The sequence below is a fragment of the Streptococcus halitosis genome (assembly GCF_003143695.2).
In the GTDB taxonomy this organism is placed as follows: domain Bacteria; phylum Bacillota; class Bacilli; order Lactobacillales; family Streptococcaceae; genus Streptococcus; species Streptococcus halitosis.
In genome coordinates, this window is the sequence record NZ_QEMY02000001.1 from 1,215,965 (window position 1) to 1,241,269 (window position 25,305).

Below are 25,305 nucleotides of genomic sequence, written 5' to 3' on the forward strand. Positions count from 1 at the left end.
TACCCGCCAGACAAAACTTGATAAGTATCTTAAATACCATGAAAAACTAAAAAGTCGGGCTTCCGACTTTTTGTGCGATACTCTTCTCAGACTATGATAAAATAGAGATGATTCGACAATCGCATTATTACATACAGAAAGAGATTTCAAATGGAAACTTACTACAAAGCCATTAACTGGAATGCCATCGAAGATGTCATCGACAAATCAACTTGGGAAAAGCTGACAGAGCAATTCTGGCTCGATACGCGTATCCCCTTGTCAAATGACCTAGACGACTGGAGAAAACTATCAAACAAAGAAAAAGACTTGGTTGGAAAAGTCTTTGGTGGTTTGACCCTTTTGGATACCATGCAATCTGAAACAGGGGTTCAAGCGCTTCGCGCAGACATCCGTACGCCGCATGAGGAAGCTGTTTTCAACAACATCCAGTTTATGGAATCTGTCCATGCAAAATCTTATTCTTCTATCTTCTCTACCTTGAATACCAAGGCTGAGATTGAAGAAATTTTTGAATGGACCAACACTAACCCCTACCTACAAAGAAAAGCGGAAATTATCAATGAGATCTACCTCAATGGTAGCCCTCTAGAAAAGAAAGTTGCCAGCGTTTTCCTTGAAACCTTCCTCTTCTACTCTGGTTTCTTTACACCGCTTTACTATCTTGGTAACAACAAACTGGCTAATGTTGCGGAAATCATCAAACTGATCATTCGTGATGAGTCTGTTCACGGAACCTACATTGGTTACAAATTCCAACTTGGTTTCAATGAATTACCTGAAGAAGAGCAAGAAAAGCTCAAAGAATGGATGTACGACCTGCTCTACACTCTCTACGAGAACGAAGAGGGCTATACAGAAAGCCTCTATGACGGTGTTGGCTGGACTGAGGAAGTTAAAACCTTCCTTCGTTACAATGCCAATAAGGCGCTTATGAACCTAGGACAAGATCCGCTCTTCCCAGATTCAGCTGATGATGTCAATCCTATCGTCATGAACGGAATCTCAACAGGAACTTCTAACCACGACTTCTTCTCTCAAGTCGGAAATGGATACCTCCTTGGTGAAGTTGAAGCCATGCAAGACGAGGATTACAACTACGGTTTGGACTAATTTGACCAATCATTCAAAATATCATGGTTTGTTTAAAATAACCATGATATTTTTGTTTTTGTTTTCTTTTGTTTTTTTCTATTTGATTGATTGAGCGTTTTATGGTAAGATAATAATAGTAGAAATCGAGGTGATAAGGATGCTAAAGCAAGAAAAACTAGATAGTATTCTAGAAGCAGTAAACACAAAAGGCACTATTACTGTAAAAGAGATTATGGAGAGTCTTGATGTGTCAGATATGACAGCTCGCCGCTACTTACAAGAATTGGCAGACAAGGATTTGCTGGTTCGTGTGCACGGTGGCGCTGAAAAACTTCGTACAGGTTCTCTCTTAAACAACGAACGCTCAAATGTTGAAAAACAAGGCTTGCAGATTGCTGAAAAACAAGAAATTAGCCGTTTTGCTGGTCATTTGATTGACGAAGGTGAAACCATTTTTATCGGGCCAGGAACAACCTTAGAATGTTTTGCTCGTGAGCTCCCAATTGATAATATTCGTGTTGTAACAAACAGTCTTCCAGTCTTTCTCATCCTAAACGAACGAAAACTAACAGATTTGATCTTGATTGGTGGAAATTATCGTTCTATCACTGGTGCTTTTGTAGGGACACTTACCTTACAGGATTTGACCAATCTTCAGTTTTCTAAAGCTTTTGTAAGCTGTAATGGTATTAAGGATAAGGCAATTGCTACTTTCAGCGAGGAAGAGGGCGAGGTACATCGAATCGCCTTGAACAATGCCAATAAAAAATACTTACTGGCAGACCACAGTAAGTTTAATAAGTTTGATTTTTACACGTTCTACAATATCTCAGAGATTGATACCATCGTTTCAGATTCCAAACTGAGTCAGGAGACATTTGAAGAGCTGTCAAAACAAACAACCATTCTTTTATCAAAATCATAAAAATTCCCCTGCCTTTTGGCGGGGAATTTTTGTTGAATTTTAATCAATAAGTTGTGTCTCAGCTAGTTTCTTGTACCAGTGAGCCGATTTCTTTGGATAGCGCTCCTGAGTTTCAAAATCAACATAGAAGAGACCGTAACGCTTTTCATAGCCATTTGACCAAGAAAAGACATCCATTAGCGACCAGATAAAATAGCCTTTGACATTGGCTCCATCAGTGATTGCATCTGCAATCACTTCCATATGTTTCTTAACATAATCAATCCGCCCATCATCGTAGACTGTCCCATTCACAAAGTCGTCTTTGTATCCGAGACCATTCTCTGTGATGTAGATTTTTTTGTAATTTGGGTAATCTTGTTTCACGCGCATGATTTGATCATACAAACCTTGAGGATGGATAATCCAATCCCAGTCCGTACGTGGGACATAGTCAGGCGCTACTCGACGTCCAACTCCCTTAATCTGATACTTAGAGCTTCCTTTTTCACCCTTACCGTTATGAATGATTTCTGTTTCGCCATCAAAGGCTTGCATCCAATCACTCATATAGTAATTGATTCCAAGGAAGTCGTTCAAGTTTTTTGCAGATTTTAGGACTGCGAAGTCTTCTTCACGCAAATCTAAGCTCCCACCATTGACTGCTAAGATATGGTTGACACCTTCCATCGTTTCTTCAGAATATCGTCCTAGATAAGTTGCATCCAAGATAAATTTATTGTGAATAATATCTTCTAACTCAGCAGCGCGAACATCTGCTTGATTTTCAGGATCTAGAGGATATTTAGTAGGCAGGGCATGAACCACACCAATTTCACCTTTATAACCTTTATCTTTATATAGCTTGACTGCACGCGCATGAGACACCATCATATTGTGGTGCGATTGGAAAACTTTGGCAAGGTCGTACTGAATACCTGGAGGGAATTTCCCGACCAAATACTGACCATCTCCTATCGGCCCAATTTCATTAAAGGTTGTCCAATAGTTTACTTCTGGGAATTCTTCAAAACAGAAAGCCGCGTAGTCTACAAAGTGTTCAATGTTTTCTCTGTTCAGGAAATCTCCATTTGAATGAAGTGCTTCTGGTGTATCAAAGTGATGAAGAGTTACAAAGGGCTCAACATGACGTTTGTGGCACTCTGCAAATAGATTATGATAGAACTCAACCCCCTTGTCATTAACCTTCCCATAACCAGTTGGAAAGATACGTGACCAAGCGATTGAAATACGGATACCATTGACACCATACTCTTCTGCTAGTTTGAGGTCAACTGGGTATTTGTGGTAGAAATCACTGGCTGGTTCAGCAGTGTACCAGTAGTTATCTTTGAGGTATTTGTCCCAGGCAACTGGTCCTTTACCATCGGTATTGGTCGCACCTTCTGCTTGATAGGCTGCTGTTGCCCCGCCAAAAATAAAGTCTTTTGGAAGTGTTTTTGTCATTTGATTCACCTTTCAAGAAATAGAAATGAGATGGAGATAGAGTTGGGAGGAATTCCTCCATCTCACTTCTTTGCTCTTTACCTTTTATTCTTCGAACTGCGCTTGAACAAAGGCAAGAGCGCCTTTTCCATCGCGAGTCAGTTTAATGTATTGACCACCTTCTGTCTTGGCAAGTTTGATACCAAGTTTGTCGGTTTCGGCCTTCATGTCTTCAAAGTTTGAAGCAACTTGAGGAGCAAGGATAACTAGATCAAACTCAGGCAACATTTCACGGTGAGCACCATAGCCACCAGCTGCTGCTTTAACAGGAACTTTGTACTCTGCAGCTGCCTTGTTTAGAGCATTTGCAAGGAGACCACTTGTACCTCCTCCTGCACAGAGAACGAGAACATTTGTTTCTTCTGTGATTGTGTTTTGCGCTGTTTCTACACCTGCTTTTTCAAGAATAGCATCTGCTTTGGCAGTATTGAAGTTTGCTGCTACTTTTTCTTTCAATTCATCATTGGCTTTACCTGATCGCTCTTCTTCAAGGATTTGTTCATCATAAACCTTGAGGAATGGATAGTAAATGGCTACGTCAACAAGGATTAACAAAGCAGCAAGTACAAATGACAAGAATTGGAAGTTTGTACCGAGAACAATACCGAGCGGACCTGGTGTTGTCCAAGGAAGGTTGGCAGTAAATGAGTTCATGCCAAGCGTTTCAATAAAGAATTTAAAGATCCATACGTTGGCAATTGGCGCAAAGATAAATGGAATAAAGAAAATCGGGTTCAAGACAAGTGGTGCACCAAACAAGATTGGTTCATTTACACCAAAGAAAGTTGGAACTACTGAAGCACGTCCGATTGCACGGTTTCGTTTCGATTTGGTCAACCACATGAACATGAATGGAACAACCAGTGTCGCACCTGTACCACCCATGGTAACAATAAACATTTGTGTACCAGAAGTAAGGATCTTGTCTGCATGCATCCCTTGTTGGAGAAGGTTCAAGTTGACTTCAGCATTTGCATAGGTAATAGCTGCGATTGCAGGTTCGACGATGGAAGGACCGTGGATACCTACAAACCAGAAGAAGGCAAAGGCCCCAAAGATAATGGTAATACCTAGATAACCATCAGCAGCAGAGAATAATGGTGCAAAGAATTTACCGATTGATTCTGCAACGCTGGCTCCAACAAACTGGCGAGCTAGTAAATCAAGAGCATAAAGAGAAACCACTGATAGAGTGAATGGAATCACATCTTTAAAGACTTGTGAGATATTTGGTGGAACTTCGTCAGGCATACGAATAGTGACGTTGTTCTTAACACAAACCTTATAGATGGCTACAGTAACAAAGGCAGCAAGAAAGGCTGAAAGCAAACCTTTTGTCCCAAGGAAACCTGTCGCAAAGCCACCTTCAATCGGATCAGCTGCTAACATTAACAAACCAACAATCGCAGCCAAAAGTGTTGACATATAGTTGATTTGGTTAGTTTTCTCCATGCTACGGTTAACTGAGTCCGTCAAAGATTTAGCTGTTGTACCAGCTACCAAGAGAGCTAGAATCCCCATTGAATAGCTATACGGTTTCATGAGGAGATTAACAACATCATCAGACCATTTAAAGCCCCATGAGTTAGGAACAAAGGCAATCAAGATAAAGATACTTGAGAAGAGAATGACTGGCATCCCTGCAATGAAGCCATCACGAATAGCGCGAAGGTAGATATTACGAGACAGTTTTTCAAAGAAAGGCTTCCCTTTCTCGATAAATGAAATTAGTTTGTTCATTACTTAACTCCTCTCTTGTAGAGTTCGATTAAATGGTGCATCAAATCTTTTAACAAAATGGTAGTCATCAAGTGGTCTTGACCGTGCATCATGGTTACACTATAGGCCAAATCTTCACCAGCTGCCTCCTTAGTCAAAAGGTTTGTTTGCGCGTGGTGTGCCTCAGCGATGCAACCACCAGCTTCCTCTACTAAGCTATCCGCTTTTTCAAAATCACCAGCTTCAGCGGCCTTCAAGGCTTCCAATAGTTTTGAACGAGCATCGCCAGCATAGGCTACGATTTCAAAACCTAATAATGTTACTTCTTCTCTATTCATGATAGAATTCTCCTTATGTATTTTTAATTAAATTTTTATGACAATAAACGTTGGATATGTAGAACTAGATAAACTCGTTCACTTTTATACAAATCAAGACCCGTATGTTGCGTAATCACATCATAGATCTTGGAACCAATCTCGAACGCTTTTGGATAGGATTGTTTAATATGATCTTCCATATCCAGAAGTGATTGGTTATCATCTCTAGATCTGTCTAAATAATCCAAGAAATAATTCAAATGAATCATAAAACGATCATAGAAATGATTATTCTCTTTGGTTCGTTGAATTGCATAACCCTTTAGCACTTCTTCAACATTCCTGAGAATTTCTTTCCTCTTATCAATCGACTCAACCACTTGAACTTCATGCTCCCCTTCGGCATTGATGAAATGATAAGCGATCCGAATAATTTCATCCTCAGGGAAATGATCTGTCAACTTCTGACGATAGATTTCAAAGGCTTCATTTGCGATTTGAAAAGCGACAGGATACTTGGCAGAAATATCTGGCAGATTACTATCCTTGTACCTTCCTTGTGCTAGAGCTTGATAGGAACAGTAAATATGATCTGTCAAGGTTACGTAGAGATACTCTTGAATCGGATAATGATATTTCTTTGATAGCTTGTCAATGATCTCATAAGTCACTGTGATAAAATCAAGCGGAACATCTTTGAGGAGAGCCATAAAGTTTTCTCTTGACTCTTCGGTCTTCATTCGAAAGATTTTCTCAACTTGATCTTCAGCAATCAAATCCCCCTTCTTTTTTCCAAATGCAATCCCCTTACCAATCACAATCACTTCTTCTCCTTTGTCATTTCTGACAAGCGAGACGTTATGATTCATTGGGTTTAGAATTCGATACATGGCAACCTCCTTTTATCTCTTAAAGGTATATGAGTAAAAAAAATGACCACAAATGAACTAGAAAATCCTTTGATTTCTAATCCACCTGTGATCATGCCTAATATTACTTAGTAACACTCACCTTGTATTAACTTGTGATTTAAGTATAGCACAAGTAATTTTTTTTGTAAACCTTTACATTCAACTTTTTTAAAAATTTTTATTTAGATCGATGTTCCTAAGATTAGGGGAAAACTTATACACGTTCAGTCCATGAAGTCGCTGTTGTTTGAAGAACCTTGTTGAGTTCGTCAATGTTCTCAAAACCTGTTGTACGTAGCCATTCACGAGCTGCTGCTTCACCGTCTTTGATGTAAGCTTCAACCGATCCAGCCCAGGTTGCACGGCCGCAAAGAACGCCGTTGAAGTTTGCACCTGATTCGTGGGCAAAGACAAGTGTTTCTTGGAAGAGTTTAGCTGATACACCTGCACTCAAGTAGATGTATGGAAGATTTGTTGCTTCGTCTTGCGCTTTGAAGAAGGCTGCTGCTTCTTCGCGAGTATGGACGATTTCACCATCACCAAAGCCTTCAACGTATTTGACGTTGACTGGAACTTCTACTTTCAAGACATCGATGTTGAAGCGTGGGTCTGAGAAGACCTTCATAGCACCGATAACCTTGTGTGGTTTTACTTTAGCGTATTCTGCAGAACCTGCATCCGCAATCTTTTCATCGTAAGCCAAGATTTCAAGGAAGAATGGAATGTCTTCCGCCACACACTCAGAACCGATACGTTCGATGTAGGCTTGTTTTTCTTGGTTGAGTTCGTCAGAGCTGTCTACATCGTAGTAAAGCAAGAATTTGACAGCATCTGCGCCTTGTTCTTTGATACGTTTGGCAGACCAAACATCCAAGCAGTCTGGCAAGCGTTTAGTGCTAGTTGTGTCGTAACCAGTTTTCTCATAAGCAAGGAGAAGTCCAGCATTGGCATCAAGCGCTTTTGTAGCCGGAAGTCCATACTCAGGGTCAAGGAGCATAGAGGATGCGTATTTTGTCAATTCATCTGCAACCAAGACTTTGAGTTCTTCCATTTGAGCAACTGTTGGCTCTTCTGTTTGGTATTGAGCCATGAGGCGTTTCAAAGCACCACGTTGGTCAAAGGCAAGAGCTGAAATGATTCCATTTTCATCTGAAAGTTTTTCTAAGCGTGCACGTTTTTGTTCTGTTAAAACCATTTTATACCTCTTTTACTATTAATTGATCATATAGAGCCTGATAGTTGGCCATATTGACATGACCTGTCATCTTTTCTTGAGCGTTGAGCATACCAAGAACATTAGCCTTGATGAGGAGTTCTGCATCCGATTCCTTATGAAGAAGTCCTGATGAAATACCTGCAACAGTAGAATCTCCAGATCCGACAGGATTAACTACTTGAATTCTCGGAATATCTACCTTGTAGAAAGTATCACCATGTTTTGCAAAAGCACCATTTGCACCAAGTGAAACGATAATCCACTCAATCCCTGCAAATAAAGGCTCTTGAAGAACTTCTTTTAATTCATCCAAATCCTCAGAAACTTCTTTCCCAAGAAGCTGAGACAATTCTTCGTTATTTGGTTTAATAACTGTTGGTTTGTGTGGTGATTCAAGGACAGCCTGAAGAGCTGCACCTGAACAGTCTAGAACAACTGGTTTGCCTGCTTGATTAGCAAGTTCTACTAAGCTTGCATAGTAGTCAACTGGAAGACCTGCTGGCAGACTACCAGAGATAGCAACTACTTCCACAGTGTCAAGAAGATTTTCGAAATGAGCCAAGAAATCTTGCCCTTCTTGTTCAAGAACTTCGGGACCTTTTTCAAGGATTTCTGTTTGATTGTCTCCGTGTAGAATAGCGATACAGTTACGAGTCTCTCCTTGAATGGAGAAGAAACGTTTCGTTACTTTATCATCGATATGCTCTACTAAAAACTCACCAAGTTTACCACCGACCAAACCAGTAGCAACAACAGAATCACCAAATTCTGAAAGAACTCGTGTAACATTGAGCCCTTTACCACCAGCTGTCTTGGTCACGTCCACCACACGGTTGACAGTGTCAATTTTCAATTCATCCAAAGGATAAGAAATATCAATGGATGGATTCATTGTGACTGTTAAAATCATGCGTCACCTCTTAGTCGTGGTATTCACCGCGATCCCATTTTTCAAGAAATTCTGTAAAGAAGTTTGCATCTGCTTGATGAGCATTGTGAGTTTCAACGTGCTCAATTTTCGCAATCAATTTTTTGTTTTCTTCTGATGGTTTGTATTCAGCATTGATGAAAGCTTCAATGATATCGCACATAAGCAATTCACCAGTGATTTTACCACCAAAACCGATAACGTTAGCGTTCAATTGTTCTTTTGCATAAAGAGCTGTTGTCATATCACGAACCAAGGCAGAACGAACTCCTGGAACTTTATTTACAGCGTTGTTGATACCAACACCAGTACCACAGATACATACCCCAAGATCAGCTTGACCGCTTGTAACGGCTTCACCAACTTTTTTACCAAAGATTGGGTAGTGAGTACGTGTGTGGTCATAGGTACCAAAGTCGATGACTTCATATCCTTTTGATTTCAAAAATTCTGAAACCGCCATTTTTTCATCTGTTACGATGTGGTCACATCCAATTGCAATTCTCATTTTTAACTTACCTTTCTTACTGTAATCTAATTAGCACATTTTGTTCAACATATCAACACGAATTTGGTGACGGCCACCGTCGTATTTACCGTTAACAAAGCCTTTAGCAATATTTTTAGCCAATTCATCACCAACGATTTCTGCACCCATAGTGATCATACGTGAGTTGTTGTGTCCACGAGTCATATATGCTGAACGTTCATCTGAAACTTCTGCAGCAACCATTCCTTTGATTTTAGTTGCGACCATGAATGGACCAGCACCATAAGCATCAATCACGATACCAAGATTTTGTTCTTCTTTGTTTACTTCTGTAGCAACAGCAAGAGTCACATCAACAAAGTCTTGACCTTCAGCTGTAACATCCACAACGTGGAAGTTTTCTTTTTCCAAGAAGTCTTTCACAACCTCTTTCAATCTCAAACCTGCAGCATCTGCACCGATAACAATAGACATATTGTTTACTCCTTTTTACTTTTCTAGGCTAGTAAAGACTTTTATAACCTATAAAAGACTTTCTAGCAGTTTAGTGACAAATTTTATTGAATGAGATGAATAACACCTTATCCAAGTCCAGGAAATCAATCTCCTGGAAACAAACTTTCTCCGTCAAAGAGAACATAACAAGTGATTATTTGTTTGTTACAAACACCATTTGTTGTTTACAAACATAATATACTCCTATTTATAGAAAAAGTCAACAGTAAATGTTTGTTTTTGTGGTTTTTTATCTAAAATATTTCAATATCAAAACCAATCTGATCAACTTGACCTGGTTCTAAGAGACGAACATTCTTCTTATCTTCTAAATGATTTCCTTCTTCAAGTGAAGTTGATAAGCCTGACCAGGGTTCAAAAGCGATGAAAGGTCCCTTATTCAAAGTTGACCAAATGATGAGATTTGAGAACTCTTGGAAGTGTACTTTTAATCCCTTCTCATGCTTACGAGAACGAAGGGCGATTGTTCTGGATTGCAACTCATCCAAAGTCACTGCATCAACACGAAACAAATCGTAACTGAGATCCACTTCCTTTTGTGAATCCAACCATGGACTTCTATCCTGAAAATCCAACATACCTGTTTCTGGGAATGAACGCGGAACAGAGCAAGTCTCTTCTTTCTCAAACTCTAAATAGTAATCTTCATAAGTTTCGCCATCTAGAAGAGGACAATTAAATCCTGGATGTCCTCCTATAAAGAATGGCATTACTTTATTGGTTTCTTTATTGAAAATCTTGTATTGAGTACGAACTGTCTTGCCAGTAACCTTATAAGTGATTTCAAGGCGGAAATGATAAGGATAGTTCTGATAAGTATTCTCATCATCTTCGATAGCAAAGGTTACGCTGTTTTCTGTTTGATCAACTAATTCAAATTCTTTTTTGCGAACCAAACCATGTCGAGGAATAGTTCCTTTCGTCTCAGGTCCATCTGCGTGACTGTAGAAGGCTGTATCCTCTCTTAAAGAGCCACAGATTGGAAAAAGTACTGGAGCTTGCCCACTCCAATAGGTGGCATCTCCTTGCCACAAGTACTCAACGCCATCTCGATCCTTGATTGACGACAAGGCACCACCAAAAGTTTTAGATTGGACCGTCAATTGCTCTGATTTTATTTCAATTACCATTATTTTCTCCGATTTCTTGATAGTTTATAAAAAACTAGGCTGTCACTCCCCATTAGGAAACTGACAACCTAGTTTTCACAATTTACATTTTATAGGAGCGAATTATTTAGCATTTGCTGCATATTCTTCGTTACGTTTAATCATTTGTTTTCTATACCAAGCAAAGATACCTACATAGAATACAAGGAAGACTACTGCACCAAGGATTGCTTTGATATCACCTGTTGTGGCATTACCAATTGCCCAACCAAGAAGTTTTTCGATTGGTCCTTCAAGAGTTGAGTGAGTAATCAATTGAGTTTGACTCACACCTTCTGGGAAGGCACCTACACCTTTAGCAAGTTCAGTTGCAAATGGTGCAATAAGTGTACCTGAAAGAAGGAAGAGTGGCAACAAGAGAGTTCCAAAGATGATCATACGGAGCAATTTACCACGAGTAACTACCAAGAGAGCTGGAGTTACACCCATTGCGATGATACCTGCAAGTGGCAAGATACCATTTCCGACTTTAGAAAGAAGTACAGCTTCTACTAGCATGATTGGAGCAAGTACGTTGGCACAAGCCCAGATTTCAGCACGACCAGCGATGAAAGGCCAGTCAAGACCGATGTTGAATTTACGTCCTTGGAGACGTTTAGTAGCAACGTTTGTAATACCTTGTGAAAGTGGTTCTACGGCTGCAATGAACCAAGATCCGATAAGTGAGAAGAGCTCCAAGGAGACACCAGCTGTCAAACCAAGGCTCAACCAACCTTTAATAACAAGTTCCCAAGATGCTGCTTCTTCTACTCCAGCAACTGGATGTGGAGTTCCCATCAAACCGATAACGATACCAAGGATGAAACCGATGAAGAATTTAGATCCCCAGAAACCGATTTTTTTGTTCAATTTAGCAGCGTCAAAGTCGTATTTATCAAGACCAGGCAATACTTTATCAAAAATCTTATCCAAAACCATGATAACTGGGTTCATCATGTAGTTCATGTGAGTTGAAGTCATTGGAGATGAACTTGGTGCGTTAAGAAGGTCGTCGAATGTTGGTTTCATCAAGTCAGAGTTGATGATTTTCAAAATACCTACAAGGACAACTGCTGCAGTTGCGATGAAAAGTGAAACCCCTTGGCTAACTCCATTGTTGTCTGCGTACCATTTGATCAAAAGACCAGTGATTGACAAGTGCCAGATATCGAAGATATCAACGTCAAGTGTGTCAGTTTTCTTCATTGCAAGCATCACAACGTTGACAATCAACATCACAAGCAAGAAGTAAAGTGTCCAGGCAGAACCCCAAGTGATGGTAGCAAGTGGTGCCCAACCAACGTCAGTGATGTTCAATTGAATACCAGTGTTTTCAACGAATTTTGCAAGTGATGCTGAGAAAGCTCCGTTGAGCATACCGATAATAGCACCGATACCAGTAAGGGCGATAGCAAGTTTGATACCACCTTCAAGCGCTTTGGAGAATTTCACTCCAAAAAGTAGGGCCAATACTGTCAAAATGATCAGCATGATGATAGGGCCACCCATAGCCAAGATAGGTTTGAAGATATCGTTGGCCAGATTGATAATGACATCCATAATAGTTCCTCCCGTTTTTCTAAGTTATATGAATGTTAACAAGATAAAGAATGAATTAGCTTAGTCCATGTTCTTTGATAGCTGCTTCAATATTGTCAAATACTGGAGCACTCATCGCTGGAATACGGAACAAGATTGGTCCAGCTTCAATTACTGGAATTCCTGGTTCAAAACCAAGGTCAGTTGCAGCGATTGGAGTAAAGATATCGTAGCCCTTGATAAGGTCTTCGTTTACATCTTTCACCATGACTGCATCACAGTGAACGTCATAACCACGATTTGAGAGTTCTTCTTCTAGAGCACTTTTAATTTGGTGACTTGAGTTAACACCTGCACCGCAGGCAGCAAGAATTTTAATCATTTGGATTTCCTCCGATTTTATATTTTAATAGACAAGATTAAGCTGTTGCTTCAGCAATATAAGCATAAAGTTTTTCTGGTTCAGAAATTTTTGATAAATCTTCTAGATGATCCTTCCCTGTAAAGAAATCCATCAACTGAGCCAGAATATTCGTTTGACTTGAACTTGAGTTGTTAATGATAAAGAAGATCAGTGAAACTTCAACCTCTCTATCAGGAGCAATCATGTTGTGAAAAGTTACTGGTTTTTCTAATCGAACAACCACTACTTTCTCAGCTAGATTATGAACAATATCTGTATGAGGAATAGCCACATTTGGTAAATCTTTCCCCAAAAATTCCATATCTAAACCAGTTGGAAATGACTTCTCACGCGCGATCAAGGCTTCACGATAAGTTGGAGTAACGATTTCTCGTTCTTCCAATAAGGTTGCCACCTGATTAAAAAGTTGTTCTTGATTATCCGCTTCTAAGCAAAACACCAGGTTTTTGTCAAAGAAATGATCTAATCCCATAACCTTTTCCCTTCTTTCAATTATCTTTTATGGTATAAGTATAACACTATATGAAATCGTTGTCAATATTTTTTGTTTCATTTTGTTCATTTTTTTGTAATTTTTGTTTTGTTTCAAGAATATAATCAATATCAAACATTTCTGTTTTAAAATCTACAAAAAAAGAAGGCTCAAGCCTTCTTCTCTTTCCTTACTCAATAGTAGATAAAATCTCTTCTAACTTATGGTAATCTTTTACACTATCAATTTCATAAATGCTATTGCCTTCTAATTCTTCGACATAGACATCCAATTCTTTGATATTATCCTTAACCATATTGTCCCAGTAGAGATCAACAAATTCACCACTTTCGTAAGCTTTGTCAATAAAGCCAACAATCTTCTCAGCAGTTGGTGCATCCCAGAATGAAACTCCGCTCAGAATGCGACCAGCTTTGCTGTCAACAATAATATCTTGAACCTTGTAGTCATCACCGTAAACCAAGAACCACTCGTTCGTACAATCTTCACGATAAACGCTAAAATAGGTAGAACGTTTAAGATCGTTTCGAAACATATTTTTGAAAAGATAGTTATCTGCATCGATGACGTAGCTGTTAGCCAAATCTTCTTTTACTAGATAAAGTGAGTAAAAGTTATTGTAATCAGCATACTTGTCGTTAAAGACTAAACGGACACCATATTTTTCTTTTAGGTAGTCAAATTGTTCTTTGAGGTAACCGACAACGATGATAATCTCATCAATTCCTCTCTCTTTCAAAAACTCGATTTGGTATTCTACCAAAGGTTTTTGATTAACCTTAACCAAAGCTTTTGGGGTATTTTCAGTCATAGGGCGCAGACGAGTTCCTAATCCCGCTGCTAAAATAATCGCTTTCACATGAATCTCCTTTATTCTTTAATAATAATATAAACACCAGCCATAACAATAAGTGAAGTGATAATTGTCAGCATATCTAGCGGTGCACCTAAGAAAATAGCTGCAAATAAGACAGTCCAAACTACATAGCTCACATTCAAACCTGTCGCTTTCGCAGGTTGCAAACGATTAATAGCGATATAATAAGCTAAGTAGGAAATCATATCAAAGGCCGCAAAGACAATCAAGAGGCCGAATAATTGCCCATCTGCCACTTCTGCAAATGAATGGTGAGAAAAGAGCACAATCACTAGATAGGACAAGAATGAGGTTACTTGTCGAATTAACAAGGCTTCAATTTCACTTAAATCACTTTCCATAGCATAGGAGCTGAGAACACTTTCACTCCCCCAGGCAATGGCACAGATAAGGGCACAAAGAATCCCAATGTAAAACGAGTTTACTTGTTCAACCTTGTAGGTTTGAGCAATGATAGCTGCAATAATCAAGAAAACACCGAATACTGTATTCTTTGAAACCTTGTGTTTCAAAATGAAGAAGGCTAGCAAAACTGAAACTGCTGGGTAAATAGCTGATACAGATGAAGCTAGTGAACTACCGATATATTTAACCGCATAAAGATTGGCCTGCATACCTATTGGTCCTGCTAGTAAAGCCCCGATAATTACACTTACATTTCGAATATTTAAGAAAATCGAAAGACGAACTTTTCTTTCTTTTACCAAAAGAAAAGCTAACAAGATAAAGATACTCAAGAAATCATGAGCAGCAGCCACCACAAAAGGTGAAAGATTTGTAAAAATTGAAAAGATATAAGCACTAACTGTTAGACCTAATCCCCAGAAGATACCAGAGAGCAGACCAAAGGAAACACCATTTTTATTCTTCATCCTAACCTCCATAATAAGTCAAACCTTCGACAGCTCTTTGGTAACGATTGACACCGTAATCTCCAAAATCAGCCCCTTGAGCTTCTTTGTACACTGTCCACAAACTCCATATAGTATCTTGCAAGATTTTATAGATACGAATCTTCTCACGTGATACAGGAGTTTTGTCACTCTCATAATAAGCAAGGAAATCTTCTTCTTCCTGATTTGTAAAGTCAGACTCCAAAAAGAGAGCTGCCAAATCCCACATCGGGTCATTCATAGAAGAGTATTCCCAGTCAATCAAATACAAACGACCTTGTGGTGACTCGATAAAGTTTTCTGGTACCAAATCGATGTGACAGGACTTTCTATCAACACCCAAATCAGCCAATCTCTTTTCTAGTGAAAATACATCTTTTCTTACAGCTTCATAGTTTTCATAAGGGATAGGTCCTTCAATCAAGGATTCATATTTGCTGATTTCCTCAAAAGGAGCAAATTCTCCTCTTAATTCTTTCCCTGAAGCGTGTATGGTTTGTAAAATTGGTGCAATCTTTTCAAACTTGGACTTAATTGATGTTGAATCAAGAGTTACTGCTGATTCGATGTATTCATTTACTTTAATCCCTGACTCAATATCAAAGAGATAATTTTTGACATCTAAATCTAAATCCTCTAAAAGTTCAAGATTGTACTTTTCATTTTGACGATTGATGAGTTTTTCAGTCCCTTTACCAAAAAATTTCACAATATACTGTTTGTTGGTTGTTTTAACCAAATAGTTTTGATTGGTCATGCCTCCCAGCTGTTCAACACTGAGTACTTCCTCTTCATCAGATAGTAAAGAAGAAATTTTTTCTTTGATGAGTTTCTCCACAATTAACCTCCATCTTCTACACTTCCCACTTAAATACTGTTTTGAAAGCAGTATTTAGGTCTGTAGCAAAGACACGGTGAATGTCCTTGATTTCTCTCACAGGTTCTTCAACATAAAGGATATTCTTCAGACGATTCGCAAACTTTTTGACTTCCATCATTTGAATAGCCTTCTCAAAATCGACGCGTCCTGAACGAGATGAGCCTACTAATAACAATCCTTTTTCCAAAGCATCTCGCGTATTGATATTGATCTTGTATTCACTCACTCCCATCATGAGAATCGTTCCCTGTGGACGAATATAGCGAATCAGGTCATTGATAGCTGGTCCTGTACCATCACCACCGCAACACTCAAATCCATGATCAAAGGTCAAATCCTCTGGGATATTATCCGTGATGTAGCACTCTTTTGCAAAAGAGAAGAGCTCCAATTTTTCCCAATGGCGACCAATAACGATAATCTCTGCTTCTGGTAGAGTGTAATTGATAATATTGGCAACCACAAAGGCCAAACTACCATCTCCGATGACAGCGATGCGCTCTCGCTTGCTATGAGCGAGATGCAGGAATCGATCCATAGCATGCATTCCAACACTCACAAACTCAGTAATGGCTGCAACTGTATCTTCGATCTCATTATAAGAAACGACTCGGTCTTTTGGAAGAGAGACAAATTCTCGCATAAAGCCATCATAACCACTAGATAGGAAGTAGGTCCCTGTCATGTAGTTCTCGTAGAACTCCTTGTCACTCTGCATAGGCGGTTGATTGGGAATCATAACTACCTTTTGACCGACTTCATAAGTACCAGTTGGATCTGAGATAACAGTTCCACAAGACTCGTGAATCATGGCCATAGGAAGCTTTTTAGCCAATATCTTTGGATCGCGTTTCCCTTGATAGTAACGTTGATCTGCATGACAAACCGCCATATAATTTGGACGAATCAGGATATGATTCTCCTGATCAATGTCCTCTTCTTGATATTTTACATTGATAAACTTTGGTTTGGTCAGTTGATAAATTTGATTAATCATAGCCTTAGTCTTTCTCAATCATACTTTTCGCGATTTTCAGGTCTGTCACAGTTGTGATTTTAAGATTTGAATATTCCCCTTTAGCTAGTGCAACGTCTTTTCCTTTGATAACAAAAATCTTACATGCATCCGTCAAGATTTCCTTTTCTTGATCAGATAGGGAACCATACAAATCCATGAAATCCTTGCAACGGAAAGTCTGAGGCGTTTGACCTTGATAGAGGTGAGCACGATTTGGAATATCAGTGATAAACTGACCATTATTACTTTCAACAATGGTATCAACTGCTTCTACTACTGTATCAACCGCATCATGATTTTGAGCCAGTTTTATATTGTCCTGAATCATGCGAAGTGTGATAAATGGACGAACAGAGTCGTGGGTAATCACAATATCTTCTGGAGTGATTGGACGATAGGCATCAATAGCTTCAATAATCTTCTCGATACTGGTATTGCGATCAGCCCCACCTTTGGTAATGATGATGCGATCCTTGTGGAGAGAAAGATACTTGTCAACTAGGTCCTCAGCGTGTGACACCCAATCTCCATGAACTCCAACTACAATTTTTTCAATACTTGGTTCTAAGACGAATTTTTCAATTGTGTGGATCAAAATAGGTCGATCACCCAACTCCAAAAATTGTTTTGGTAAATTACTGATTCCCATGCGTGTGCCAGTTCCTCCGGCTAGGATTCCTGCATAGATCATTTATATTCTCCTTTAGTTTATTCTAAAAAACTCATTACCATCTATTATATCACAATCTGTCTCCATCATGAAGAAAAGACAGAGTGTCATTTAGTCTAATCAACACACCATTTAAGGCAAAAAGTGAACAATGCCTTACTAAATTTGGAAAGACCATAACAAATTAAGAAATAAAAATAGGTTATCCTCTATATTCTCCTCTCAACGTTCGGTTAATATAGAGTTCTTTAGGATATAATAGAAACCTTAAAGAAAGCTTAAATGAAATTATTTGTTTATCAAAGAATACTAGGTGTGCATAGTAAATTTCTTAAAAGTTGTTTGAGAGACTCATTATAAAAGGTTATATATCTCATGAATTAAACAAATAATAGACTTTTGCCCCTAAAATTGATAAAATAAAAAAGAAAATAATAGAAAAAGGAAACTGTAAACCGCCATGATGAACATGCAAAACATGATGCGCCAAGCACAAAAACTTCAAAAACAAATGGAACAAAGCCAAGCAGAACTCGTTGCCATGGAATTTGTTGGAAAATCAGCTCAGGACCTTGTCCAAGCAACTTTGACTGGAGACAAAAAAGTTGTCAGCATTGACTTCAACCCAGCAGTTGTAGATCCAGAAGATCTCGAAACACTTTCAGATATGACTGTTCAAGCAGTTAACGCTGCTCTTGAACAAATTGATGAAACGACTAAGAAGAAACTAGGAGCTTTCGCTGGAAAATTGCCTTTCTAATCCACAAAAAAAGAGAAACAGATGTTTCTCTTTTTTTCTTAGAAATCAAAGAATTCCATTGCTTTCTTTAAGAGTAATTCCGTATATTCCGGATCGTCTTGAGCCATTGTGACTTGTGACTGGACCATTTCAAGATCATCAGTAATCATGCCATCTGCGCCGAGGCGAACGGCTTTATCAAATGCCTCCGAACCATTTACTGTCCAAACATAGAGTCTCTGATCAGTTGTCCAGAGTTTATTGACAAAGTATTCATCCAAAGTTGAATATTCCATGGTATAACCAGTCGCCTTGGTTCTCGGAAACACACTATTATATGGCAGAATGAAGTACACTGGAATTTCAGAATCATAAGCCAAGACCTTATCAATCACATGATAGTCTAGTGACTGCATCTGGTGACCATATTTCTTGATAGTAGCTCCATACTTTTCGAGAAAATGGTCCATCATTTGTGGGCTATCTTTTTTACTGGTTTTAATCTCAATCAGCAATTTTTGGTTTAATGTATTTGCACGTTCTAAATAATCATCAAAACTTGAAATCTTTGTTTGATAACCATTCTCGTAAATATCTGTATTTGTTAATTCATCCAGAGTTAAGTCTTGCGGTGCAGCATTAATTCTTGCTAGCGATTTAAGGTTAGCGTCGTGCATCATCACGAACTGACCGTCTTTCGTTTCTTGCACATCCATCTCGACGAGGTCTGGTTTTAGTTGGGCTGTCTTTTCTAAAGACTGTACCGTATTTTGAACACCATTTTTATTACTTACTCCTCTGTGTGAAATCACTAAAGGTGTATTGGTGTCCGGAGACTCCAGATAGATATAACCTTCTAAAGCAAAAAAGATACTTGCACACCCCATGACACCCCATCTCATCAGATGATCTTTTTTTCGCCTTGGCATGATCTCCAACTCTTCTCCCGTCAGGAAGGAAACAAACTTCACTAGGAAATAAGTCAGAGTCATGTAATGGAGGTTTTTAATCAAGATAAAATTAATCACACCAAGAATCAAGGATTCTTTTTGAGTAAAGTTATCCATTACCGCCTGAGCAAAGAGCAAGGGAATTAACAAGACAAAGAAGAAGAGATAGGTTTTAATGATAATGAGTAGGAGATGCCAAGAGAAGAAAAGGACGTTTTTCTTCGTCTTTTGGAGACTATATTTCACACTTTCTCTTACTGTCTTTCTTTCAAAGAGAACCTTAGGAAGGGCAAACATGAAACGAACAGAAATGTAGAGAAAGATCCAAGCGGATGCTATGATCAACAGCCCTACCAGCCAGTTCTTATCTTCTAGGTATGTAACGATAAAATCAGGGATAATAATCTTATTGAGATAGTAGATTTTTAAAATTTTCCTAATAAAAGGAAAAAGTAGAGCTACATAAAAGAAGACAAAGGCCATCTTACAAAAGCTCAATCGTTTGACAAATAGAAAGCTCTGGTGAAAGACTTTTCGACTATATTCAATCAGGGTTCTCTTTTCATGGTAGAGAAGGTGACGCGCCCCGATAAACAAAAGACAGATTTGAAAATAAGCCACTAAAAGATTGATTGCTATTAAAATGAGAAAGGCTAAACTGACAAAGGGCGAGCCTTGTATAATCGCCCAAAAGTTATTGTAGGAGATAAACAAGTAACCTGTTTGTCTTAGAAGTATGCCAGCTATCCATGAATTCAATGGCAACCAAACAAACTCTACCATCATGAAAATCAAGAAAAATAGAAATAAAATCTTATCTAGGTTATAGTAAATCTTCCTAAAACCTAGCTTTTTAGGTTTTTCAGGTTTCATAGGCACTCCTAGTCTAAAAATTGAGATAAGTCTAAGCTATTAAAGGGATTCATAGAAAAACTACTCTGGTCTTCTAATAATAGCTTTCCTTCATCCGATTCCAAAAATGCTTCGTAAACACGCGCCGTCATGCGGGCATCCTCTAAACTATTATGAGACTTCCCATGAAAACCTAAAAAATTCGCAACAGTTTGTAATTTAAGATTGGCTATGCCGTGTAAGTCAGAACTACGCCGTTCAAAAGCCTCATCATATAAATCAACCTTATACTGGTCATGATAATCAATACCGTGCTCCAAGAGAATAGGCAGATCACTTTTGGCCGCATTGTATCCAACCATAGGTAAATTACCAACAAAAATCTGAAAATCCCTTAAAACTTGCTCCACCATTGGCGCATCTTTTAAGGTTTCAGCTGTGATTCCAGTCAAGCCATTGATAAAACTCTTCAAAGGTGCTGTAGTATGAACATAAGAATCAAAGGCACCTATTTCTTGACCATTTTGAAAGCGAACTGCTGATACTTGAATCAAATGGGTAACCCCTTCGTATTGATTGAACTCCAAATCAAAGGCAATGTAATCTCTTAATTTTTCCATCTTTTACCTCAGTTCCGACTCAATTTAAACCATAAATAATAAAAGAAGCTATCAGGTTAGTGAATAACCCAAACAGCTTCTTTATTTTCCTCCAAATAAGCGAGCAAAAAAGCCTTTTTTGGTAGCTTGAACTTCTTCTTTTGCTTGGTCCAACTCTAGTTTCAAACTTTCTTGATCCTTCATAGCTTGAAGAGTTAATTGTTGCTGTTGGTCCAATTGTTTGTCCTTTTCAGCAATCTGTCGATCTTTAACACGCATCTGTTCATCTTTTTCTGCCAACTGCTGGTCTTTGGCCTTGAGCTGCTCATATAAACGAAGAATTTCAGCATTTTTCTCATCGACTAAGATTTCCATCAGTTCGCGTTGTTTGACATCATCACTGACTGGTTCATCTTCAAAAATCGTTTTTTTATAGATTTCTTCTAGCTTAATCAAGCCACTTCGAGTAACTACAGTTACACCTTTGTCATTTTTTTTCGTGTCCTCTTCTGGAAGTTCTTTGACACGATTGTTGATTGCTTGACGAGAGAGTCCTAGGACCTCTGCAATCTCACTGACGGTCATTTCAATACTCATAATATCCTCTGAAACGTTTTCTAGCTTTTCTTTACTTAAATCTTATCATAAGCTAGATAAACTGTCAAATTTCCGCTTAATCCATAACCTTTAAAAAGGCCAGTAAAACTTGGGCAGAACGACGTCCAGCTTCAATGATAAACTCATCAAAAGAGATAGAAGCCTCGTGATTGGCATTGTCGCTCATGGCACGAATGACTAGGAAAGGTAGGCCAAGAGCCTGAGCTGCCTGTGCAATCGCTGCCCCTTCCATTTCAACTGCTAAAACATCCGGAAAGTGGGATTTGATACTAGCAATCTTATCATCTCCAGCTATAAAGCTATCCCCTGTGGCAATCAATCCTAGGTGCCAGGTCTGTTCTAATTGAGATAAATTCTCTTTAATCCTAGCGATAAAGTTCTTATCGGATTCAAAGTAAAGAGGTTGACCAGCCATCTGACCATAAGCATAGCCAAAAGCAGTTACATCCACATCATGGTAAGCCAATTTATCCGCAATCACTACATCTCCAACGGCAATCCCTTCTGCAACTGCACCTGCTGATCCTGTATTGATAACGGCATCCACTTGGAAATGGTCAGCTAACACCGCTACACTCATAGCTGACATGACCTTTCCAATCCCACTCTGAACCAGAACAACTTCTGTCTTGCCAACAGTGCCAGTGTAGTAAGTATTTCCGAGGACTTGGACTTCTTGCGCTCGATCTAAATTCTGAGTCAAGTGTAGGAGCTCTTCTGGCATTGCTGCAATGATTCCAATTTTCATTTTATTTCCTTTTCTATTACAAAAGTTTCATCGCCAACACAAGTAAAATCAAGAGAAGGATGACTGTAAATAAGATTCTGTTTAGTTTCGAGTTAAAAACATTCCTCTTAGTATTCTCAATGCGACGGCTCTTATGAATCGTTGGCTCTACTTCAATTGTTAAAGTATCTTGAATAGAATTATAGTCTCTAGAACGTGAATAACCAAAGTTTTGTGAAGAAGTTGATAAAATTTTAGTTTCCTCATCATCTTGAAGAGGTGGCCCAGAGATTTTCTCCCCACGATTGGCACGTTCGATTATTTCATCTGTTAACAAAGGTTTTCCCATGGGCTACTCCTCTATTTCTTTTGCAATTCCCAGTACTGGATTGCCATAATCGTCTTAGCATCACAGATATGGCCAGACTGAATTAAGTTTTTTGCTTCCTCAAGGCTGACCTCTAGAACTTCCAAGGTTTCATCATCATCTTGCGGACGAGGATTTTCCACCTTAGTTAAATCTCTTGCAAGATAGAGTTTTAATTTTTCATTACAAAAACCAATAGCAGAGTAGAAATCATATAGAAGCTCTAACTTACCCGTATGGGCAACTTCCTCCTCCAATTCACGAAGAGCCGCCGACATGGGATCTGCATTTTCACCAATTTCCAGTTTACCAGCAGGAATTTCATAAGAGATAGCTTCAATAGCTTTCCGGTATTGCTTAACAAGGACGATTTTATCCTCAGCTGTCACAGCTAGAACACATACGCCTCCATTGTGAAAAATCAGATCACGTTGGGCAGTTCCCTTCCCTTCGGGTAGTTCCACCTGATCTTGCACTAGCTTAAAAATAGGACCTTGATAGATTTCCTTCCGGCTAATCGTTTTTTCTTCAAATTCCATGATAGACTCCTACTGATTCTTAGGATGATGAGGCAAACGTAATGCATATTCATCTTTATTAACTTGACGTCCACGTCCAATAGCAATGGCGTCAGCTGGAACATCTTTTGTAATCGTTGAACCAGCTCCAACTAGTGAATTATCACCAAGTTCCACTGGAGCAATGATAGTTGAGTTTGATCCAACAAAGACATTGTTACCAATGACAGTCTTGTACTTATTCTTCCCGTCGTAGTTAACTGTAATCGTGCCTGCGCCAAAGTTAACATGGCTACCTACCTCACAGTTTCCGATATAGGTCAAATGACCTGCCTTGGTATTTTCACCGATTGAAGATCCTTTTACTTCAACAAAGTTTCCAATGTGAACTTGGGAAGCTAGACTTGAGCCTGGACGAATATGAGCATACGGACCGACTGTCACACCATCTGCAACTGTACTTTCCTCAATCATGGAATTCGTAATCACAGCTCCAGCTCCGATAGCACTATCCACGATATAAGTTCCATTTGTTAAAACAGTTTCCGCCCCAATCTTCGTTTGACCTTTCAAGGTAACGTTGGCTTCGATTTGGACTTCAGGAGCAATCTCAACATCAACATCGATGTATGTTGCTTCAGGATTGACAAAGCTAACACCATTAACCATATGCTTTTGGTTGATACGACGGCGCATCACTGCTTCCGCAGTAGCAAGAGCTACACGGTCATTTACCCCAAGACTTTCATCAAAATCCTTGAGAGTATAGGCGCCAACCTTCTCACCCGCATTACGGAAAATACCAATCACATCAGTAATATAGTATTCACCTTGGGCATTGTTGGTGTTGATGTTTTTAAGAGCCTCAAAAAGACGTTCATTGTCAAATACATATGTTCCTGTATTGATTTCCTTAATTTGCTTTTCAAAGTCTGTGGCATCTTTCTGCTCCACAATGCGAAGAACTTCAGCGTTATCGTTACGGACAATACGACCATACCCAAAAGGATCAGCTGCTTCAGCTGTTAAAATCGTCGCCACATTTTTGTGATTGATATGGAAATCCAAGAGGTTTTTCAAGCTTTCACCTGTAATCAGAGGAGTATCCCCAGCAATAACCAAGGTGTGGCCAGAGCGGTTTTGGAGAATGGGTTCTGCCATCATGACAGCATGCCCAGTTCCTAGTTGTTCCGATTGGGTGACAAAGTCTGTCTGTCCAGCCAAGACTTGCTCAACTAGCTCCGCCTTGTGTCCCACAACAGTGACTGTTTTTTCAGGTTGAATAGCACCAACACTACGAAAAACATGCTCCAACATCGAAATTCCTGCTACCTTATGAAGTACCTTTGGAAGATCTGATTTCATGCGAGTACCTTTACCCGCTGCTAAGATAATGGCATAATTTGACATACTATTCTCTTTTCTGTAAAAATTCCCTTATATTATACCATAATTTACTTCCTTAGGAGTAAACAAACAGAGAAAGAGGGGAAAACATGCTAGTTCATTCATCTTTTCAACGTTTTCTTTGATTTTTTTATCTATTTACGTTAAACTAATTAGATATGAGAAAAAAGATTCATCCAGCTATTATTTTTAGTCTATTCACCATTGTTATAGCTATTTTAATCTTTAATAAACCAGCTTATGAGGACCATTCAGTCAAGTCAAAAAGCAACACTGTCCAAGTTGAAAACCAGGCCTTGCATAATCTTGATAAACCCATTATTGACATTTCTGGCTGGCAAAGACCGGAGGAGATAAACTACGATATTTTATCTCAAAATATTTCTGGAGCTATTGTTCGTGTGCACAGTGGTACTCAACACACGGAAGCAAATGATGCAGCCTTTATCAACGGGGTCGATAAATCCTATAAAAATCACATTTCAGAATTTCAAAAGCGCAATGTCCCCGTAGCCGTTTATGCTTATCTAGCTGGTACGAACAAAGAAGAAATGGAAAAAGCGGCTGAAGTTTTCTACAATTCTGCTTCTCCATACAATCCTAGTTATTACTGGCTTGACGTTGAGGAAAAAACAATGGCAGATATGAATGACGGAGTCGAAGCTTTTCGAGCTAAACTTGAATCGCTGGGCGCTAAAAATATCGGGATTTACATTGGTGTTTATTTCATGCAAGAACATAGCATCAATACGAAGAATTTCTCTGCCGTCTGGATTCCTTCTTATGGGACAAACTCAGGCTACCTTGAGTCCACACCCAATACTGATTTAGACTATGACCTCCATCAGTATACTTCCAAAGGAAAAATTGCAGGATTTGAACATCACCTAGACATCAATCTCATTTCTACTGATAAGGAAAAAGAAGAAACCTTCAGAAAGCTATTTTTAAGACCATAAAGCAAGTGAAAATCGCAACTTT

The 25,305-nt window shown here is 38.9% G+C and carries 28 protein-coding genes; 4 read left to right on the forward strand and 24 right to left on the reverse strand.

Going from position 1 to position 25,305, the window contains the following annotated elements; translation table 11 throughout:
* Positions 1-150 precede the first annotated feature (150 nt).
* Positions 151-1,113 carry a class 1b ribonucleoside-diphosphate reductase subunit beta gene (nrdF, locus tag DB729_RS06020; protein ID WP_000451372.1) on the forward strand — a complete coding sequence of 321 codons (963 nt, stop codon included), beginning with the start codon at positions 151-153 and terminating at the stop codon, positions 1,111-1,113.
* A gap of 139 nt (positions 1,114-1,252) precedes the next feature.
* Positions 1,253-2,020: a DeoR/GlpR family DNA-binding transcription regulator gene (locus DB729_RS06025; RefSeq protein ID WP_109289986.1), complete on the forward strand. Its 768-nt coding sequence runs from the start codon at positions 1,253-1,255 to the stop codon at positions 2,018-2,020.
* Positions 2,021-2,059: 39 nt separating this feature from the next.
* Here the strand turns inward: DB729_RS06025 and lacG are convergent, their stop codons facing one another.
* From lacG to DB729_RS06110, 17 genes are all read right to left on the reverse strand, one after another.
* Entirely contained in the window at positions 2,060-3,466 is a 1,407-nt protein-coding gene (gene lacG / locus DB729_RS06030) for a 6-phospho-beta-galactosidase (RefSeq protein ID WP_109289985.1), read from the reverse strand.
* 84 nt (positions 3,467-3,550) lie between these two features.
* The gene (locus DB729_RS06035) at positions 3,551-5,245 is read right to left on the reverse strand and encodes a lactose-specific PTS transporter subunit EIIC (RefSeq protein ID WP_084918455.1); all 1,695 of its coding nucleotides are present in this window, start codon (positions 5,243-5,245) and stop codon (positions 3,551-3,553) included.
* On the reverse strand, positions 5,245-5,562 hold the full coding sequence (locus tag DB729_RS06040) for a PTS lactose/cellobiose transporter subunit IIA (protein ID WP_109289984.1): 318 nt from the start codon (positions 5,560-5,562) through the stop codon (positions 5,245-5,247). Before DB729_RS06040 ends, DB729_RS06035 begins: the two co-directional genes overlap by 1 nt.
* 35 nt (positions 5,563-5,597) lie before the next feature.
* On the reverse strand, positions 5,598-6,434 hold the full coding sequence (locus DB729_RS06045; protein ID WP_109289983.1) for a PRD domain-containing protein: 837 nt from the start codon (positions 6,432-6,434) through the stop codon (positions 5,598-5,600).
* Positions 6,435-6,669: 235 nt separating this feature from the next.
* A complete protein-coding gene (lacD, locus tag DB729_RS06050) occupies positions 6,670-7,650 on the reverse strand; it encodes a tagatose-bisphosphate aldolase (protein WP_109289982.1) in 981 nt (326 codons plus the stop codon).
* A gap of 1 nt (position 7,651) precedes the next feature.
* Positions 7,652-8,581 carry a tagatose-6-phosphate kinase gene (locus DB729_RS06055; RefSeq protein WP_049501489.1) on the reverse strand — a complete coding sequence of 310 codons (930 nt, stop codon included), beginning with the start codon at positions 8,579-8,581 and terminating at the stop codon, positions 7,652-7,654.
* A 10-nt stretch (positions 8,582-8,591) separates the two neighbouring features.
* On the reverse strand, positions 8,592-9,107 hold the full coding sequence (lacB, locus tag DB729_RS06060; RefSeq protein ID WP_001216921.1) for a galactose-6-phosphate isomerase subunit LacB: 516 nt from the start codon (positions 9,105-9,107) through the stop codon (positions 8,592-8,594).
* Positions 9,108-9,137: 30 nt separating this feature from the next.
* The gene (gene lacA / locus DB729_RS06065) at positions 9,138-9,563 is read right to left on the reverse strand and encodes a galactose-6-phosphate isomerase subunit LacA (RefSeq protein WP_084873018.1); all 426 of its coding nucleotides are present in this window, start codon (positions 9,561-9,563) and stop codon (positions 9,138-9,140) included.
* Positions 9,564-9,838: 275 nt separating this feature from the next.
* Positions 9,839-10,735 (reverse strand): aldose 1-epimerase family protein, encoded by an 897-nt coding sequence (locus DB729_RS06070; RefSeq protein ID WP_109289981.1) that lies wholly within the window; start codon positions 10,733-10,735, stop codon positions 9,839-9,841.
* Between the two features lie 102 nt (positions 10,736-10,837).
* Complete coding sequence (locus DB729_RS06075) at positions 10,838-12,313, reverse strand: PTS galactitol transporter subunit IIC (protein ID WP_000382525.1); 1,476 nt, start codon at positions 12,311-12,313, stop codon at positions 10,838-10,840.
* Between the two features lie 55 nt (positions 12,314-12,368).
* Positions 12,369-12,674: a PTS sugar transporter subunit IIB gene (locus DB729_RS06080; RefSeq protein WP_000590551.1), complete on the reverse strand. Its 306-nt coding sequence runs from the start codon at positions 12,672-12,674 to the stop codon at positions 12,369-12,371.
* Between the two features lie 37 nt (positions 12,675-12,711).
* Complete coding sequence (locus DB729_RS06085) at positions 12,712-13,188, reverse strand: PTS sugar transporter subunit IIA (RefSeq protein ID WP_165442227.1); 477 nt, start codon at positions 13,186-13,188, stop codon at positions 12,712-12,714.
* Positions 13,189-13,378: 190 nt separating this feature from the next.
* Positions 13,379-14,068 carry a sugar phosphate nucleotidyltransferase gene (locus DB729_RS06090; RefSeq protein WP_000643950.1) on the reverse strand — a complete coding sequence of 230 codons (690 nt, stop codon included), beginning with the start codon at positions 14,066-14,068 and terminating at the stop codon, positions 13,379-13,381.
* Between the two features lie 11 nt (positions 14,069-14,079).
* Entirely contained in the window at positions 14,080-14,958 is an 879-nt protein-coding gene (locus tag DB729_RS06095) for a DMT family transporter (RefSeq protein WP_109289979.1), read from the reverse strand.
* A gap of 1 nt (position 14,959) precedes the next feature.
* Positions 14,960-15,817, reverse strand: a complete 858-nt coding sequence (locus tag DB729_RS06100; RefSeq protein WP_000413083.1) for a phosphotransferase family protein — start codon at positions 15,815-15,817, stop codon at positions 14,960-14,962.
* 16 nt (positions 15,818-15,833) lie between these two features.
* Entirely contained in the window at positions 15,834-16,856 is a 1,023-nt protein-coding gene (locus tag DB729_RS06105; RefSeq protein ID WP_000609905.1) for a ribitol-5-phosphate dehydrogenase, read from the reverse strand.
* 4 nt (positions 16,857-16,860) lie between these two features.
* Positions 16,861-17,568, reverse strand: a complete 708-nt coding sequence (locus DB729_RS06110; RefSeq protein ID WP_109289978.1) for an IspD/TarI family cytidylyltransferase — start codon at positions 17,566-17,568, stop codon at positions 16,861-16,863.
* A 439-nt stretch (positions 17,569-18,007) separates the two neighbouring features.
* Between DB729_RS06110 and DB729_RS06115 the strand changes: the two genes are divergently transcribed.
* Positions 18,008-18,307 (forward strand): YbaB/EbfC family nucleoid-associated protein, encoded by a 300-nt coding sequence (locus DB729_RS06115; protein WP_049550401.1) that lies wholly within the window; start codon positions 18,008-18,010, stop codon positions 18,305-18,307.
* A 38-nt stretch (positions 18,308-18,345) separates the two neighbouring features.
* Here the strand turns inward: DB729_RS06115 and DB729_RS06120 are convergent, their stop codons facing one another.
* The 7 genes from DB729_RS06120 to glmU all read right to left on the reverse strand — a co-directional run bounded on the left by DB729_RS06120 (position 18,346) and on the right by glmU (position 24,327).
* Positions 18,346-20,109: a glycerophosphoryl diester phosphodiesterase membrane domain-containing protein gene (locus DB729_RS06120; protein WP_109289977.1), complete on the reverse strand. Its 1,764-nt coding sequence runs from the start codon at positions 20,107-20,109 to the stop codon at positions 18,346-18,348.
* A gap of 8 nt (positions 20,110-20,117) precedes the next feature.
* A complete protein-coding gene (locus DB729_RS06125; protein ID WP_057489057.1) occupies positions 20,118-20,708 on the reverse strand; it encodes a 3'-5' exonuclease in 591 nt (196 codons plus the stop codon).
* Positions 20,709-20,789: 81 nt separating this feature from the next.
* Positions 20,790-21,284 (reverse strand): chromosome segregation protein RocS, encoded by a 495-nt coding sequence (rocS, locus tag DB729_RS06130; RefSeq protein WP_000021249.1) that lies wholly within the window; start codon positions 21,282-21,284, stop codon positions 20,790-20,792.
* A gap of 76 nt (positions 21,285-21,360) precedes the next feature.
* Positions 21,361-22,053 (reverse strand): 5'-methylthioadenosine/adenosylhomocysteine nucleosidase, encoded by a 693-nt coding sequence (locus DB729_RS06135; protein WP_033584167.1) that lies wholly within the window; start codon positions 22,051-22,053, stop codon positions 21,361-21,363.
* A 16-nt stretch (positions 22,054-22,069) separates the two neighbouring features.
* On the reverse strand, positions 22,070-22,381 hold the full coding sequence (gene macP / locus DB729_RS06140) for a cell wall synthase accessory phosphoprotein MacP (RefSeq protein WP_000517856.1): 312 nt from the start codon (positions 22,379-22,381) through the stop codon (positions 22,070-22,072).
* A gap of 11 nt (positions 22,382-22,392) precedes the next feature.
* Positions 22,393-22,938 (reverse strand): NUDIX hydrolase, encoded by a 546-nt coding sequence (locus DB729_RS06145; RefSeq protein WP_033584165.1) that lies wholly within the window; start codon positions 22,936-22,938, stop codon positions 22,393-22,395.
* A gap of 9 nt (positions 22,939-22,947) precedes the next feature.
* Entirely contained in the window at positions 22,948-24,327 is a 1,380-nt protein-coding gene (glmU, locus tag DB729_RS06150; protein ID WP_084851941.1) for a bifunctional UDP-N-acetylglucosamine diphosphorylase/glucosamine-1-phosphate N-acetyltransferase GlmU, read from the reverse strand.
* A 155-nt stretch (positions 24,328-24,482) separates the two neighbouring features.
* Here glmU and DB729_RS06155 point away from each other — a divergent pair, with 155 nt between their 5' ends.
* Positions 24,483-25,283, forward strand: a complete 801-nt coding sequence (locus DB729_RS06155) for a glycoside hydrolase family 25 protein (protein ID WP_109289976.1) — start codon at positions 24,483-24,485, stop codon at positions 25,281-25,283.
* Positions 25,284-25,305 lie beyond the last annotated feature (22 nt).

Bases quoted from the DNA above. Each gene is read 5' to 3' on its own strand.
- nrdF (WP_000451372.1), top strand. From the start codon at position 151: ATGGAAACTTACTACAAAGCCATTAACTGGAATGCCATCGAAGATGTC.
- DB729_RS06025 (WP_109289986.1), top strand. From the start codon at position 1,253: ATGCTAAAGCAAGAAAAACTAGATAGTATTCTAGAAGCAGTAAACACA.
- lacG (WP_109289985.1), bottom strand. From the start codon at position 3,466: ATGACAAAAACACTTCCAAAAGACTTTATTTTTGGCGGGGCAACAGCA.
- DB729_RS06035 (WP_084918455.1), bottom strand. From the start codon at position 5,245: ATGAACAAACTAATTTCATTTATCGAGAAAGGGAAGCCTTTCTTTGAA.
- DB729_RS06040 (WP_109289984.1), bottom strand. From the start codon at position 5,562: ATGAATAGAGAAGAAGTAACATTATTAGGTTTTGAAATCGTAGCCTAT.
- DB729_RS06045 (WP_109289983.1), bottom strand. From the start codon at position 6,434: ATGTATCGAATTCTAAACCCAATGAATCATAACGTCTCGCTTGTCAGA.
- lacD (WP_109289982.1), bottom strand. From the start codon at position 7,650: ATGGTTTTAACAGAACAAAAACGTGCACGCTTAGAAAAACTTTCAGAT.
- DB729_RS06055 (WP_049501489.1), bottom strand. From the start codon at position 8,581: ATGATTTTAACAGTCACAATGAATCCATCCATTGATATTTCTTATCCT.
- lacB (WP_001216921.1), bottom strand. From the start codon at position 9,107: ATGAGAATTGCAATTGGATGTGACCACATCGTAACAGATGAAAAAATG.
- lacA (WP_084873018.1), bottom strand. From the start codon at position 9,563: ATGTCTATTGTTATCGGTGCAGATGCTGCAGGTTTGAGATTGAAAGAG.
- DB729_RS06070 (WP_109289981.1), bottom strand. From the start codon at position 10,735: ATGGTAATTGAAATAAAATCAGAGCAATTGACGGTCCAATCTAAAACT.
- DB729_RS06075 (WP_000382525.1), bottom strand. From the start codon at position 12,313: ATGGATGTCATTATCAATCTGGCCAACGATATCTTCAAACCTATCTTG.
- DB729_RS06080 (WP_000590551.1), bottom strand. From the start codon at position 12,674: ATGATTAAAATTCTTGCTGCCTGCGGTGCAGGTGTTAACTCAAGTCAC.
- DB729_RS06085 (WP_165442227.1), bottom strand. From the start codon at position 13,188: ATGGGATTAGATCATTTCTTTGACAAAAACCTGGTGTTTTGCTTAGAA.
- DB729_RS06095 (WP_109289979.1), bottom strand. From the start codon at position 14,958: ATGAAGAATAAAAATGGTGTTTCCTTTGGTCTGCTCTCTGGTATCTTC.
- DB729_RS06105 (WP_000609905.1), bottom strand. From the start codon at position 16,856: ATGATTAATCAAATTTATCAACTGACCAAACCAAAGTTTATCAATGTA.
- DB729_RS06110 (WP_109289978.1), bottom strand. From the start codon at position 17,568: ATGATCTATGCAGGAATCCTAGCCGGAGGAACTGGCACACGCATGGGA.
- DB729_RS06115 (WP_049550401.1), top strand. From the start codon at position 18,008: ATGATGAACATGCAAAACATGATGCGCCAAGCACAAAAACTTCAAAAA.
- DB729_RS06120 (WP_109289977.1), bottom strand. From the start codon at position 20,109: ATGAAACCTGAAAAACCTAAAAAGCTAGGTTTTAGGAAGATTTACTAT.
- DB729_RS06125 (WP_057489057.1), bottom strand. From the start codon at position 20,708: ATGGAAAAATTAAGAGATTACATTGCCTTTGATTTGGAGTTCAATCAA.
- rocS (WP_000021249.1), bottom strand. From the start codon at position 21,284: ATGAGTATTGAAATGACCGTCAGTGAGATTGCAGAGGTCCTAGGACTC.
- DB729_RS06135 (WP_033584167.1), bottom strand. From the start codon at position 22,053: ATGAAAATTGGAATCATTGCAGCAATGCCAGAAGAGCTCCTACACTTG.
- macP (WP_000517856.1), bottom strand. From the start codon at position 22,381: ATGGGAAAACCTTTGTTAACAGATGAAATAATCGAACGTGCCAATCGT.
- DB729_RS06145 (WP_033584165.1), bottom strand. From the start codon at position 22,938: ATGGAATTTGAAGAAAAAACGATTAGCCGGAAGGAAATCTATCAAGGT.
- glmU (WP_084851941.1), bottom strand. From the start codon at position 24,327: ATGTCAAATTATGCCATTATCTTAGCAGCGGGTAAAGGTACTCGCATG.
- DB729_RS06155 (WP_109289976.1), top strand. From the start codon at position 24,483: ATGAGAAAAAAGATTCATCCAGCTATTATTTTTAGTCTATTCACCATT.